Origin of the sequence: Pseudosporangium ferrugineum (genome assembly GCF_003002065.1) — a bacterium.
In the GTDB taxonomy this organism is placed as follows: Bacteria; Actinomycetota; Actinomycetes; order Mycobacteriales; family Micromonosporaceae; genus Actinoplanes; species Actinoplanes ferrugineus_A.
Map to the genome: position 1 here is coordinate 269,969 of NZ_PVZG01000002.1, position 14,793 is coordinate 284,761.

Here is a 14,793-nt window from a genome sequence, read left to right on the forward strand (position 1 = left end):
GCGGTCGGGCCGGGCCCTCGAGCCCGGGGCCGTCCTGGCGGGACCGCCTCTCCCGGGGCGGTCAGGCCGGGACCGGCTCCGCCGGGCCGGGTGCGGCCGGGGCGGTGCGCAGCTCCCGCAGCTCGCCCCGCAGGCGGTAGCCGAGCGCGGCCAGCGCCCCCGCTCCGGCGACCGCGCCGACGGCCAGCACCACCGGATCCGGCGGGCCGAGCAGGACCGCGGCCACGCATACCGCGGCGGCGACCGCGGCGCCGGCCACCGGCAGCGCCAGCCGGGCGCCGAGCCGGGCCGGTGGGACGCCGGCGCGGCGCAGCTCCCACAGGTAGATCGGCAGGACCACGAGGCCCGCCACGGCGAGCTGCGCGGCGCCGGCCCCGGCCAGCCCCGCGGTGGTGGCGCCGGCGTACAGGGCCGGGATCAGCGCGAGGAGCCAGACGACCTGGACGGTGAAGACGACGCGGGTGTCGGCCAGCACGACGAAGTAGTCGTACACGAGCTCGAAGAGGATCCGCAGCGCGGCCAGCAGCACGAGCCACACCAGCACCGTCGCGGCCGGCTGCCAGACGGCGCCGTACACGAGCCGGATCAGGGGTGTCGCGACGCCGGCCAGGACGGCGCAGGCCGGCAGGGTGATGGCGGCCAGCAGCCCGGCGGTGGACAGGAAGGTGCGCCGCATCGCCCGCGGGTCGCCCTGCAGGCGGGCCAGGGCGGCCGGGGCGACCGCGCGCACGGGCTGGGAGAACACGCTGACCGGCCAGTTCGACAGGTTCGCGGCGAGCACGTAGTAGCCGAGCGGCACCGGGCCGAGCAGCGCGCCGACCAGGACCCGGTCGACGTTGGCGACGGCGAAGACCACGATGCTGGAACCGGCCAGCGGCAGGCCGAACTTCAGCAGTGCCCGGGCCTGCCGGCGGTCGAAGCCGAAGCGCAGGCCCTGCGGGGCGTACCGGAAGAAGAGCACCGCCCCGGCCGCCGCGCCGGTGAGCTGGCCGACCGCCAGGCTCATCGCGCCCATTCCGGAGAGCGCGCAGGCGATCGACGTCAGCGCGCTGCCCCAGTTGGTCACGAGGTCGGCGACCGTCTTGCGGTCCTGCCGGAACTCCCGCTGGAGCAGCGCGACGGGGGTGGCGACGAGGCCGCTGATCACGACGCTGAGCGCGAGGACGCGGACCAGCGGCGCGGCGCGCGGATCGCCCATGGCGGTGGCGAAGGCCGGGGCGCCCGCGAAACACCCGGCGTAGACGAGCAGGCTGGTGCCGGCGGAGATGGTGGCCACGGTCGGCGCGATCTCGCGCGGGTCGCCCGGCCACCGGACGATCGCGAGGCTTACGCCCAGCTCGTTGAAGCTGAGCACGGCCAGCAGCGCCACCATCGCGACGGCGAACGTGCCGAACTCGGCCGGGCCGAGCAGCCGGGCGAGGGCGATGCCGATGGCGAGGGTGCTGAGCTTGCCGATCGCGGTGCTGGCGAAGCTCCAGCCGACGGCGCGGCCCGCCTTGGCGATCAGCGGGGCGTCCTCCCGGATCCCGAGCCTCACCCGCCGGCCCTTCGCAGGCGCTGGCGCAGGGCGGGCGGCATCAGGTCGGCGGAGGCCTTGTGGGCGGCGACGCGGCCGGCCTCGGCCAGCGTGGCCCGCCGGTCCGCCGGGGCGGCCAGGGCCCGCGCGTAGACCTCGCTCAGCGAGTCGGTGGCCGCCTTCAGGCTGAACCGCTCCACGACCGTGCGGCGCGACCACTCGCCGAGCCGCTCCCGGCGGGCCGGGTCGGTGCTGAGCGCCCGGATCTGCGCGGCCAGCGGGGCCGGCGACAGCTCCCCGGTGCCGGTGCCGAAGAAGCCGGCGTGCAGGAAGTAGCCGAGCTCCTCCGGGGTGCACGGGCGGGAGAACCCCTCGACGCCCAGCACCACCAGCGGGGTGCCGAACGCCATCGCCCGCAGCGCGGATCCGCCCATGCCCAGCGCGATGTCCGTGGCCGCGTACGCGGGACGCGGATCCTCCAGCGATCCGGTGAGCACCACCGCCGGCCGCCCGAGCGCCGCGTTGACCTCGCCGGCGCGGGCCCGCAGAGCCGCGTACGAGGGCCCGTCGCCGACCACCACCAGCCGCAGCCGGTCGTCGCCCAGCAGCGGCAGCGCGGCCATCGCCCGCTCGATGCCCTCCGCCTTCATCTCCGGCTCGAGCCGCGACACCACGCACAGCATCAGCTCGTCGTCGCCGATGCCGTACGCCGCCCGGAACGCCCGCCCGTCCACCACCGCCGCGTCGTCCGAGTCGGTGTCGACCGGCGGCTCGACGAGGTGGGCGGACATCCCGTACCCGCGGGCCTGCTCGGTCAGCTCGCGGGTGCCCAGCACCAGCTCCGGGCGGCGGGGCAGCCAGCGCGGTACCGCCATCCCGTAGATGGTCGTCACGAACGGCAGCCCCAGCCTCAGGTGCGGGCCGTAGAACGCGTCCAGGGCCATCGGGAACTCGTACACGTGCACGAGGTCCGCCCGGTGCTCCCGGGCCGCCTCGGTGAGCGCCCGGGCCACGCCCCGGCGGGCCGGCAGCACGCGCCGCCCGCGGGTGGCGCGGTGCCGGACCAGCGTCACCGGGAAACCCGCCGAGCGGGCCAGGTCCGCGACCGGGCCGGGCGTGCCGCCGTGCATGCCGAACACGGCGACGTCGTGGCCGTGGGCGCGCATGGCGGTCGCCAGGTCGAGCGCGTTGAGCTGGCTCCCACCCAGTTCCAGGTGGTGCAGGCCGACGAGCAGGCGCAACGTCAGGTCCTCTCCTCGCGGGAACGGCGGGCCGGATCAGGCGTCGGACTTGAAGATCACGTCCACCCAGTAGTTGTGCGCCGATCCCGAGCCGGGGAACGCGCCGCCGGCACCGTAAAGATACCGGGCCGCGTACGACGGCACGTGCAACGGCGGATTGTCGACACCTGACGCCCCGAAGGCGTTGCCGTCGACCGCGTAGTGCCCCGCCGTCGTGTGGTACGAGACGACGTACCACGTGTTCGGCGTGAGCGTCACCGGCGTGGAGAACAGCATGTTCTGCCAGCCGGACGCGGTCTCACCGGAGAACGTGCCGGTGGCCACCTGCTGGCCGGCGTTCGTCCACAGTGTTCCGGTGTGCGTGCCGGTGTTGCCGGGGCCCTTGTAGAAGCGCACGCCCAGCGCCTTGCCCGCGACGTCGCTGCGGAACTGCAGCCCGACCTCCAGCGCGTCGCCGTCGTTCCAGCTGGCGTTGGCCGGTACGGCGTCGGTCGCGAAGACCGTCTGCGCGCCCTCCGGCAGCGGCGTCGGCGTGGTGGGCGTCGGGCTGGGGGTGGTGGGCGTCGGGGTCGGGTCGCCCCCGCCTCCCGGCACGAACAGCGCGTCGACCCAGTAGTTCGACGACTGGTACGAGTTCTGCGGGAACGCGTCGCTGCCGTACACGAACAGGCCGTTGACGCCCGACGGTGCGCTCAGCGGGCCGTTGCTGTACGCACTGTTGAAGAAGTTCGTCGTGATGGCGTACCGGCCGTTGGGCGCGAAGTAGGACACCACGTAGGTGGTGCCGCCGGTGACGGCCACCGGCGAGTCGAACAGCGCGGTCTGCCAGCCGACGGTCGCCGAGGACGGGAACGTCACCTTCCGCAGCTGGCTGCCCGTGGCGCTCCACAGCGTGCCGGTGTGGCTCCCGGAGTTGCCGGGACCCTGATAGAAGCGGATGCCGACGATCTCCCCGGACGAGGCGGGCACGAACTTGGTGCCCAGCGACACCGCCGACGAGTCGCTGGCCGCCGGCGTGGCCGGGGTCATCGTCGACGGGAACAGCCGGGCCACCGAGGCGTCGACGTCCGTGGTGAAGGACCAGGTGTACGTGACCGTGTTGCCCTGCTGGTCGGCGGCCTGCACGGTGGCGTCGTAGCCGGTGGCGGACGACAGCGCCGCGGTGGGCGTGAAGGTCGTCGTCCGGGTCGCGTCGTCGTACGCCTTCGACCCGGCGACCGTGGTGCCGTCGGCCTCCTTCAGCGTGAACTGCACCGAGGACGGGACGACGGACTTGGAGAACACCGCCGCGGGATTGACGGACGTCGCGATGCCGGACGCGTCCGCCGCCGGGGTGCTCGCCACGACCACCGGGGCGGAGTTGCCGGTGTCGACGAACAGCACGTCGACGTAGTAGTTGCTGTCCTGCCAGGTGCTGTTCGGGAAGCCGCCGCCGTCGGCGTAGACGCCGTTGCCGCCCGAGGCCGACGAGCGCGGGGCGACCAGCGGTCCGGACGTGATGCCCGCCGACGTGAAGGCGTACGGGTCGGCGGCGTAGTGCCCGTTCGGCGCGTAGTACGACGCCACGTACGTGGTGCCGGCCGCGACGGGCACGGCGTTCTGGAACGTGAGCGTCTGCCAGCCGGAGGCGGTCTCGTTGCGGAAGGTGCCGGTGGCGAGTTCGGTGCCCGCGGCGCTCCACAGCGTGCCGGTGTGCGTACCCGTGTTGCCGGTGCCCTTGTAGAACCGGATGCCCGAGATGTAGCCGCTGGTCTGGGGGATCACCTTCATGCCCACCTCGACCGGCGACGAGTCGCTGACGTCGGGGTTCTCCGGCACCTTGCCGCCGAACACCGACACCTTGCCGGTGAGGGTGAGCGCGCGGGTGGCCGGGGTCTGCTGGATGTTGCCGTTGTCGTCGATCGCCCGGACGCGCACGGTCTGGCTGCCCAGGCCGGCCGCGAAGAAGCTGTACGTCCAGCTGGTCGTCCCGGTGGCCGGGTGCCAGGTGCTGCCGTCGGTCGAGACCTCCACGCCGGCCACGCGCCCGCCGGTGTCGCTCGCCGTGCCGGTCACCGTGACCGCCGCGCCGTTGGCCACCGTGGCCCCGGACGCCGGGCTGGTCACCGTTACCGTGGGCGCGGTGGTGTCGTTGGTGCCGGGCAGGACGCTCAGCGTGCTCATCACGGTCAGCGGGGTGACGCCCATGTCGGTGAGGAGGTTGACGGTGGCCTGCTGCATCGCCCGGTCGGGCGGCGACTGCACGCCGTCGTGCTCCTCGTCGAGGCCCCAGCCCCACTGGATGGTCCCGGCGCCGAAGACCAGGGCGCCGCTCGGTGCCCGGTACAGGGTCAGGCTGTGGGTGGTCGTGCCGGGCGTGACCAGGGTGCCGAAGTCGCGCAGGTACTCCGGCGTGCTGTGGGTCGTGGTGGACATCCGGATCAGGCCGGCCGGCCGGAACCCGTTGTCGATGTCCTCGTCGGACTCGTAGCCGACCGTGTTCGGCGCCAGCGTGGCGGTCTGATCGGTGCCCAGGCCCGCCACCGACGTGCCCCGCCAGAAGCGGAGCTTGCCCTGGGCCGCCGGCACCTGGAGCGCGAAGCTGGCGTTGTTGGACTGGAACATGGTGCCGGTCAGCCCGTTCTCCGGCTTCCCGCCGTTGGACGGCGGGCTGAACCGCGGATCGCGCCAGGTGCCGGTCCACTCGCCGGACGGGTCGATCTTGTCGTTGGCCCAGGTCTCCTTGTAGCAGACCAGGGTGCGCGAGGCGGTGCCGCTGCCGTCGACGCTGTTCTCCCAGCGGGTCTTCCAGTACACCTCGTTGCCGCTGAAGAAGGCCAGGTGCACGCCGGCGTCACGGGCCGCCTCGACGTTGGCCCGCTGCGTGCCGGACCAGTACTCGTCGTGGCCGACGGAGAGGAAGACCTGGTGGTTGCGGATCAGCGCCCCCCGCCGGTCGGAGTCCACCCCGGTGGTGTACGAGACGTCGTAACCGTTCTGCTCGAGGAAACGAATGGTGGGGTATTCGTTGCTGAAGAGGAAATCGCGTGCGGTTACGCCGCCCCGGGTGGCAAAGGGACGGTTGTAGCTGATTTTGTACGCCCGGCCGTTGTCGCCGCCGGTGTAGAAGTCCGATCCGCCGTAGTCGTTGTACGCCTGCCACGTCGTGTCGGAAGTCTGGAAGAAAAGGGCGGAATGGCTCGCGTCATTGCGCACGATGAACGGTATGTGGCTGCCGTCGCCGGCACCGGGGCGCTGCAACCTGGCGATGTAGACGCCGGAGACCGCGTTGGCCGGCACGGTCCAGCTCGCCGAGACGCCCCAGGTGCCGCAGTCGTAGATCTCGGTGGTCGCGCTGGTCACGCAGGCCGGCTGGATCTGGGGCAGGGTGGCGGACGGGGTGACCGTGTCGATCTGCCGGGCGCCGTCGCCGTCGTACCAGCCGAGGCGGTAGATCGTGATGCTGTAGTTCGCCGCCGTGGTCTTGATTTTGAAGCGGACCTGCTGGCCGACGTTGGTGCTGATGTCGGTGGCGAAGCCCTGGATGGCCGGGTCGCCCACCCCGTCGACATCCCAGACATCGCGGCTCGTTCCGGGCTTGCTGTTCTCGCAGACGATGGCGTTGCTGGAGGCCCCGCACGGGTCGACGGCCGCCGACGCGGAGGTGCTCACCACGAGCGCCCCGGCGGACGCCAGCACGAGCGTGAGGGCCGCGCCCAGGGCCGCCCGGAATCTTCTCGGCCGAATCAACGGCACCTCTACCCTGTCGCCGCCCACGGCCGTCCTCCGCATTCCACTGTGTAGAGCCGGTACCCCTCCAGGCTCGACGGAACGGTATCGAGCATTCGGCGTGACACCTATAACTCGATGATGTCGATTCGAGCGCGGTAAGGACGAAACAGCGGTCATCCTTAGGTACAGGTGTGGTGTCCGAGGTGCTCGTATTCAATCGGATTACCGACACTGACGGGCTTTTGCCCGCGATCGCGGTTCAGTCCAGTGGCCGGGGCACGCCGGAGGTGCGGACGTGCCGGGCCGGATGGGTCAGCCGCCAGACCGCGCCGCACGCGCCCATCAGCAGGAACACGGTGACGGCGAAAGTGGTGAACCACAACGAATCCACCGTGGCGGCCACCAGCAGGGAGACCACCTGGGCGGACACGAGGGCCGCGCAGAGATGACGGTCCTCCACGCGCTCGGAGCGCCGCCAGGCGATGACGGCCAGCACGATGGCGCACAGGTGCATGCCGGCGAACACGGCGACCCCGACGAGCCCCTGGGTCACCACCGTGTAGAGCCACTGGTTGTCGAGCACCAGGCCCTGGTACAGCTCCGGCACGAGGGTGTTCGGCCCGCGGCCCAGGATCGGCCGCTGCGCGAACCAGTGGCCCACCAGGTGGTAGTCGTCGGTACGCCCGGAGATGCTCGGGTCCTCGTCGGCACCGGTGAACATGTAGGTGACCGTGCCGAGCAGGCCGGGCCGCACCACGACCAGGCCGCCGACGACCACCACCGTCAGCAGGGCGATGTTGTAGCGCATCCGCCAGCCCCACTGGATCATCATGATGACCAGAACGGCGCCGAGCGCGACGACCCCGGTGCGCGAGATCGACATCGGCAGCGCCGCGGCGCACAGCAGCGTGCACACGGCCGCCGCACGGCGGTGCCGCTTCAGCTCCCCGAACCGGGCGAAGTGGATGCCGAACGGCACCGCGATCGCCATGATGGCGCTGAACTCGATGTAGTGCGCGGCCGTGGAGGCCACCCGGAAGAAGTCGGAACCCCGCTCCGAGAACCCGATGATCCCGCCCTTGACCTCCAGCCCGGGAAGGACCAGATACTCGGCCAGGTTGATCTTCGCCGTCGACTGGATGATGCCGATGACCGCCATGTAGCCGGCGCACCACACGAAGAACCGCAGCACGCTCTTGAGGCGCGTCCAGTTCGGGATGCCGTCGGCCATGATCAGCGTGATGCCGAGGAACTGCAGCAGCTGGAGCATCGCGAAGTTCTGGGCGTTGGCCTCGGTGCCCGGCAGGCCGCGCAGCATCCCGGCCAGGTACGAAGCGGTCGTGCCGGCCAGGTAGGCGAAGGCCGCCCAGCGCATCGGCTGCGGGCCGCTCATCGCCAGCCGCCGGTTCAGCCGGGTCAGCGCCCACCAGCAGAACAGGCCGAAGGCCAGCAGCAGCGCGGGCCGCCCCGCGAACGACATGTTGGGCACGATCAGCGTGCCCGGGATGAGGTACAGCAGGGCGGTCATGACGTTGACCATCGCCGCGACGTCGAGCCGCACCTGCCGCCGGGTGGCGTAGGTGCCGGCTTCGATCAGCGACGGCTCGAGGTCGTACGGGTGGTACCCGACCGCGCTCACGGCGGCCTCAGCTCTTGTCTTCCCGGGCCCCCCGGGGAACCGGCAGGATGATGGTGGCGTCGATGTTGTCGGCCGCCGGACGGGCGCTCCGGGAGACCACGACCCCGCTGCGGCCGTTGGCCGTACCGTTGCGGTCCGACCCGTTCCTGGTGCCCGCCTCGCCGCCCTCGCCGCGGGTCGCCGCCTCGGCCCGCGCGGCGATCTCCGCCCGCGCCGAGGCCTCGCCGTGCCGGCCCTTGTCCTCCGCCTGCGGGGCGTGCGGGTGGCCGGCCGGATAGATGCGGGCGGTCTCCTCGCGTCCCCGTCCGCCGCGGTCGGCCCGGGTGCCGGTCTCGGCCCGCGCGCTCGCCGAGGGCAGGCGCAGCACGACGGTCGAGTCCACGGCCGGCGGCGGGGAGACCGAGCCGGTGCGCTGCGCCGGGACCGTGGCGGTGAACACCGGTTCGTCCGCCTCGTCCGCCGCCCGCTCGGTGCGCCTGCGCCGCATCCGCAGCAGGGCGTCGAGGCCGATGGACGCGCCGACGCTCAGCATCAGCGCGAGCCCGAACGCGACGATCGCCACCCGCTTCTTCTTCGACGTGACCGCCTCGACCTTGTCGCCGTTGTCCAGCGCCAGCGTGGTGATCTGGTCCTGCTTCGGGGCGTCGAACTGCTCCTGCAGCGTGAGGACGAGCTGGTCGAGGACCTTCATGAGGCGCTGGACCGTGGTGGTGGCCTGGGCGCGGGACGTGCCGATCGCCTCGATGGTCAGGTACGTGGTGCCGTACTCCATCGTGACGGTGAAGTTGTCGGTGTAGCCGGCCGCGGTCAGCTGGGAGAGCACCTCTTCGCTCTGCGCCTGGAGGATCACCGCCGAGCCGAGTGCCGGGAAACCGAGATCCAGCCACCGGTTGTTCGGCTTGGGCGCGTTCGCGCCGGGGGAGGGCGCCTTCCGCTCCGGCGGCGGGATCAGTTGCAGGTGCCCGACCGCGCTGTAGTCGGGCTGGACGTTCTGCGACACCACGAAGACGCCGGCCAAGGATGCGAGCAGCACCGGGGCGAAGACGTACCACCGCCGGAACAGCATCTTGGTGAGATCCCAGAGATCCACGATGTCCTCTCGTCGACGCGCCGGCGAACCACTCGCCCAGGACGACCTCAGCAGGCCGCCGGCGGACCGGCGGGGATACGGGTCAGGGTACGCGACCGGCAACAGGCTGCCCAGGGACCGGAATCGGCTTACCGGGCCTGAAAAGGGGCCGGACCGGACCGGGATCGCCAACCCGACAGACAAACCACCGGTCATCCCCGGCAAAACGGCCTGCTGTACAAAACGGCCAGGTCAGCCCTCCTGCCACCGAGCCCGGCATTTGCCGCGCGGCCGGCCGTGCTACCGGCACTGCCTGTCCGGAGGATCCCGCCCGGGCGGAGACTGCCTAATGTGACTGGCATGCCACGATGCCGCGCCGCTGAGCCGTACCCGTGAAGGGTTTTCTGGCGATCTCCGCTGCCGGCGGACGGCCCGGTGCGCGGCTGCCCGCCGGTGTCGCGGCGCTGCTCGGCGAGGCGGCGGCGAGCCATCGCACCCCGGACGGCTGGGTGGTCCTGACCCCCGCCGGTCCCGGTGACGAGGTGGCCGATCCCGGGACCGCTTTCACCGTACGGCTGACCCGGTCGATCCGTGACCGCACGACGGACCTCGAGACCGGCGCCCTGGCCCGCCTGCTCGCCGGCGGCACCCCGAGCGATCCGGCCGCGCTCGCCGCGATCCTGCCTCCCTGGGGCGCGGCGCACCGGGCCGGCCCGGACGCACCGGTGGTGATGGCCACCGACTGGCTGGGGATGCGGCACCTCTACCACTGGCAGGGCGACGGCATCGCCGCGATCTCCACGAGCGCGCGCTGCCTGGCCCGGCTCGCGGGCGCGGGCCTGGACACAGCCGCGCTCGGCGTGCAGAGCCTGCTCGGCTGGCAGCTCGGCACGACCACCGCCTTCGCGGACGTGCGGAAGCTCGGCCCCGGGTGCCTGGCGGTGCTCGCCGGCGGCCGGGTCTCGGTGCGCCGCTACGCCGACGAGTCCCTCGCCCGTCCCGCGACGGCGCCGGAGTTCGGGGACGTGGTCGACGAGATGGCCACCATCCTGCGCGACTTCCACCGCGGATACCTCGCCGATCACCCCGGCACGGTGCTGCAACTGACCGGGGGGCAGGATTCCCGCCTGCTGCTCTGCGCCGTGCCGCCGGAGCAGCGGGCGAGCCTGCGGGCGCTGACGCTCGACGTGCGCGGCGGCGTGGAGTCCCGGATCGCCGGGCGCCTCAGCGCGCTGGCCGGCCTGCCCCACCAGGTGTACCGGGTGGACCAACAGCCGCCGGTCAGCGATGCCGTCGTGCACGACGCCGCGCTGGCCGCCGCCGCTGCCCTCGAATGCGGCGCCAGCCCGGTCGCCCTGGCACCGCTGGCGCTGATCGAGGCGCAGCTGGAGCAGGGGCACCGGCTCTCCGGCGCCGGCGGCGAGACCGCCCGCGGCTTCTACTACGCCGGGCAGCCCGCCCACGCCGGCACCTCGGCGCGGCTGGTCGAGCGGCTCGCCGGCTGGCGGCTCTTCGTCAACGAGGCCGTCGCCGCGGACGCGCTCGACCCCGGGTTCGCCGCCGCCCGCCGCGAGGCGCTCGCCGCGGTCGAGGCCTGCTTCCGGGGATACGACGACGACTGGTTGCGCGCCACCGACGAGTTCTACCTCTGGCAGCGGACCCAGCGGTGGGCCGGCGCGCACGGCACCGCCGCCGCGACCGACCGGTTCTTCGTCAATCCCTTGCTGGACCGCAGGTTCATGGAGCTCGCGCTCGTGCCGGCGCCGGAGGACAAGCGCGGCTCGCGGCTCACCGGACGGCTCATGGTCCGCCTGGATCCCGCGCTGGCCGCCGTGCCCCTCGACTCCGGGCTGGTGCCCGGCCGGCTGGGCGGCGGCGGGTGGCGGACCCGGGCGGCGCTGGCCCGGGTGGCCGCCGGCAAGGCCGCCGCGAAGCTGCGCCAGCGGGCGACCGGCGGACGCCGCACCCAGCTCGGTGCCGCCGCGGTCGCCGAGGCCGTGGTGCGCCACTGGCGCGCGGAACCCGGCCGGGCGGCGGCCCTGCGCGACACCGGGATCATCCGCGCGGACTGGCTCGGTGAGCTGCTCGCCGGCCGGCGCCCCGCCGATCCGGCAACCGTCGCCTTCCTGCTCAACGTGCTGGTGGCCACCGAGGCCGCCAGCGGACATCCCGTACCCGCCGGCGCCGGTGCCGCGCCGGTCCGGGGCTGACGCGGCGCTACGCCGAGCCGTCCGGTGCCGACCGGCGGCCGATCCGAAGGAGAAGACACGTGTGCGGTCTGGTCGGGCGATGCACGCATGCCGGCGGCACGGTCACCGCGGACGAGATCCGGGAGGCGCTCGCGCCGATCCGGCACCGCGGTCCCGACGCCGACGGGGTCTGGACCGGCGCGGGGATCGGGCTCGGGCACGTACGACTGTCCATCCTGGACCTGAGCGATGCCGCCGCGCAGCCGATGGTCTCGCCGGACGGCCGCTACGTCCTGGCGTTCAACGGTGAGATCTACAACTTCCGGCAGCTGCGCGACGAGTTGCGCGAGGCCGGCGTGCAGGTGCACTCGACCGGCGACACCGAGGTGCTGCTCTCGCTCATCGCGGTGCACGGCTGCGCCGCCGCGTTCCGGCGTCTGGAGGGGGACTGGGCGGTCGCCGTCTGGGACACCCGCGACGAGGTGCTGACGCTGGGCCGCGACGTGCACGGGGTCAAGCCGCTCTACTTCAGGCGTACGGCCGACGGCGGGCTGCGCTTCGGCTCCGAGATCAAGGCGCTGGTGGCCACCGGCGGCGCCGCGGCCGAGCCGAGCGTCGCCGGGATCAACGCCGCCCTGCTGGGCTACTCGATGACGTGGGGCGATCGCACCCTCTACCGCGGCGTGCACGCGGTGCGGCCCGGCGAACGGCTGGTGTTCGACCCCCGCCGGGGCACCGTGGACCGGTCGCTGTTCGCCCGCATCGTCGACTGGGTGGACGACGATCTCTACCGCGAGCTGTCCGCCGCCCCCGCCGCCGAGGTGGTGCGGCGGGTCGACGAGGCGATCGGCGCGGGCGTGCGCTCCCGGCTGGTCAGCGACGCCCCGCTGGCGTGCCTGGCCAGCGGCGGCGTGGACTCCAGCCTGATCGCCACGGTGGCCGGCGGGGAGCGCCCCGACCTGCCCCTGTACCACGCCGACGTGGTCAACGACAGCGAGCGGCCGGCCGCCGAGGCGCTGGCCGCGGCCCTGGGACTGCGGCTGCGCACCGTACGCGTGACCGACGCCGACATCATCGCCGCGATCCCCGACGTGACCTGGTACAACGACGGCCCGCTGATCTACCACCTGAACGCGCTGCCGTTCTACGCGGTGTGCCGGCTCGCGGCCGAGGACGGCATCAAGGTGCTGCTCACCGGCGAGGGCAGCGACGAATACCTGATCGGCTACCCGGATCAGGCGCTGCGTCCGGTGCTGGATCTGGTGGGCCGGGTGAAGAAGGTGCCCCGCTCGTGGCTGTCGGCTCTGTCGCCCAAGGCCGCCAAGCTGTTCTGGCCGCACCCGGACGACACGTTCGCGCAGCGGCTGGTCGAGCTCAGCTCCGGCTTCGAGGCGCAGACCGTCGGCCTGGCCAGCGGCGGCGCGGTCGGCGAGGCGGGCCGGCGCCGCGACCGCCGGTCCCGGGTCGCGTCCCTGGACCTGGCGCAGTCGCACCTCGTGTCGCTGCTGCACCGCAACGACCGGCTCGGCATGGCGTGGGGCCTCGAGGCCCGATTCCCCTTCCTGGCACCGGAATTCACCCGGCTCGCGGTCAACCTGCCGGACCGCTACAAGCTGCGCCGCACCGTACGCGCCAACGACCGGCGCCACCCGTTCATCGTGGACAAGTGGGCGATCCGCGAGGTGGCCGCCCGCCGCCTGCCGAAGAGCCTCGCGGCCCGGCCGAAGCGGGGCTTCCCGGTCTCCATCACGCGCCGGCTGACGGTGTCGCCGAAGTTCTTCGAGGACGGCTTCGTCGCCGACATGTACGGCCTGAACGACGCGGCGATCGCGGTGGCCGTCGGCGACGGCCCGAGCGAGTGGCTGACCCGGCTGATCCTCACCGAGGTATGGGGACAGCTCTTCTTCCGCGGCGCCGGCCGGGAGCAGATGGGTGAGGCCCTGCAGATCCACACCACGACCTGAGCGGCACCGTCAGGACTGCGGCTTCACCTCGCCGGACCCGTCCTGCCAGGTGTTGCCGCGCCACTCGTTGCCGGCATGCATCTCGAACGTGGCCACCGGACCGTAGTAGCCGCATTTGGGGCCGTACTTCTTGCCGAAGCGGTTGTCCACATATCGGATATTGGTGCCGATCGGATACGGCTTGGCGGAGGTCGACCCGCCGTACGTGCAATAGCCGCCATCGGTGTTGAAAAGGTTCTTCTCGATCAGCGCACCGTCGATCGGCGCGAAATCGCCGTAGAGCGACAGCGCCGAGGAACACCCTTTGCTCTGGCAGTCGAGGTTGTTGTGCACGACGGTGAAGTTCTTGCCGCCGTTGGAACCGATCGCGGTCTGGTGCGCGCCGTCGACGTACACCCAGCCGTGCAGGTACGAATCCTCGATGCGCACGTTGTTCGCCATGTTGGCGCCGCGGCCGGTGCCGTGGATGTGGCACCGGATGCAGGTGTAGTCGTCGCTGCCGATGGCGGCCTGCCCGTTGGGGTCGACGCCCCCGCCGCCGTCGATCTCCACGTCGACCAGCTTCAGCCCGCCGAGGCTCCAGTCGGTGAGGTACGTGGCGCCGACCAGGCCCTCCACCCGGGAGCGGGTGATCGAGACGTTCTTCGCCTGGATGGTCAGGCCCTTGAGGAAGCGGCACCCGTCCAGCTTGGTGTTCGCCCTCGTGATGGTGCCGTTGCAGGTCCGCAGCTTGACGCCGGTGTGCTGCCAGCCGGTGCAGCTCGCGTCGGGGAACGACGGGAAGGCGCCGCACGGCCCGGACGGACCCGCGGCCGACTTCGGCTCCGGCTTGCGGGTGGCGGGCGCACGGGAGGGCCGGGAACTGCCGGAGGGCGTCGCGGACGGCTTCGCCGAGGGGCCGGCGCCGGTGGGCGCCGCGGTGCCGGACGGCAGCGCCGGCGACGATGCCGCGGCGCCGGCCCGGGCGTCGGCCACCGGCTCGCGGGCCGTGCCCGGGCCGATGAAGCGGAACAGGGTGGCGCCGGCGACCATCACCAGCAGCGCGCCGAGGATGGCGAGCACCATCCGTCCCCGGGGCTCGCGGGCGCCGTGGCTGCCGCGCCGGCCGGCTCGGTCCGGTCCGGCTGCTTCGTCCTCGTGGGCTGTCATGTCCTCCGCCGACCGTTATCGGTTCGCCCGGCCCGATCCTCGTCGCCGGCCGGAGTCCGGCCCGCCATTCCTGCGCGCATTGCGGGGCGCCTATTCATCGTCGGGAGCGGCCCATGCTAGCACCGCCGGCCGGCCCTGGGACCCCGCCGCCCGGAATGCGGAATTGCGGCCGGAGCGGCAATTCCCGCATATTTCCGCAGAGTCCGGAATGCGCGGCGCACCCGGGCCGCCGGAGGAAGGGGCGGCGACGAATACCCGACAGTCCGGGGTGTCCGTCCGGGGGAACCGCGCGGGCCCCGCGATTGGCAGGATGGT

General features: G+C 72.8%; 8 protein-coding genes. 2 read left to right on the top strand and 6 right to left on the bottom strand.

The window, feature by feature from the left end; translation table 11 throughout:
* Positions 1-61: 61 nt before the first annotated feature.
* From CLV70_RS05455 to CLV70_RS05475, 5 genes are all read right to left on the bottom strand, one after another.
* Complete coding sequence (locus CLV70_RS05455) at positions 62-1,537, bottom strand: lipopolysaccharide biosynthesis protein (RefSeq protein ID WP_158277711.1); 1,476 nt, start codon at positions 1,535-1,537, stop codon at positions 62-64.
* A complete protein-coding gene (locus CLV70_RS41660; RefSeq protein ID WP_106125256.1) occupies positions 1,534-2,757 on the bottom strand; it encodes a glycosyltransferase family 4 protein in 1,224 nt (407 codons plus the stop codon). Before CLV70_RS41660 ends, CLV70_RS05455 begins: the two co-directional genes overlap by 4 nt.
* A 36-nt stretch (positions 2,758-2,793) precedes the next feature.
* A complete protein-coding gene (locus CLV70_RS05465) occupies positions 2,794-6,492 on the bottom strand; it encodes a DUF4082 domain-containing protein (protein WP_211303642.1) in 3,699 nt (1,232 codons plus the stop codon).
* A 235-nt stretch (positions 6,493-6,727) separates the two neighbouring features.
* Entirely contained in the window at positions 6,728-8,107 is a 1,380-nt protein-coding gene (locus CLV70_RS05470; protein ID WP_106125258.1) for an O-antigen ligase family protein, read from the bottom strand.
* Positions 8,108-8,114: 7 nt separating this feature from the next.
* A complete protein-coding gene (locus CLV70_RS05475; RefSeq protein ID WP_106125259.1) occupies positions 8,115-9,197 on the bottom strand; it encodes a hypothetical protein in 1,083 nt (360 codons plus the stop codon).
* 371 nt (positions 9,198-9,568) lie between these two features.
* Here CLV70_RS05475 and CLV70_RS05480 point away from each other — a divergent pair, with 371 nt between their 5' ends.
* Complete coding sequence (locus CLV70_RS05480; protein WP_106125260.1) at positions 9,569-11,386, top strand: class II glutamine amidotransferase domain-containing protein; 1,818 nt, start codon at positions 9,569-9,571, stop codon at positions 11,384-11,386.
* Positions 11,387-11,445: 59 nt separating this feature from the next.
* A complete protein-coding gene (gene asnB / locus CLV70_RS05485; protein WP_158277712.1) occupies positions 11,446-13,329 on the top strand; it encodes an asparagine synthase (glutamine-hydrolyzing) in 1,884 nt (627 codons plus the stop codon).
* Between the two features lie 9 nt (positions 13,330-13,338).
* Here the strand turns inward: asnB and CLV70_RS05490 are convergent, their stop codons facing one another.
* Positions 13,339-14,478, bottom strand: coding sequence for a hypothetical protein (locus tag CLV70_RS05490; RefSeq protein ID WP_106125262.1), 1,140 nt, complete (start codon positions 14,476-14,478; stop codon positions 13,339-13,341).
* Positions 14,479-14,793: the final 315 nt, after the last annotated feature.

Coding starts and splice junctions, on each gene's coding strand:
- CLV70_RS05490 (WP_106125262.1), bottom strand. CDS start 14,478: ATGACAGCCCACGAGGACGAAGCAGCCGGACCGGACCGAGCCGGCCGG.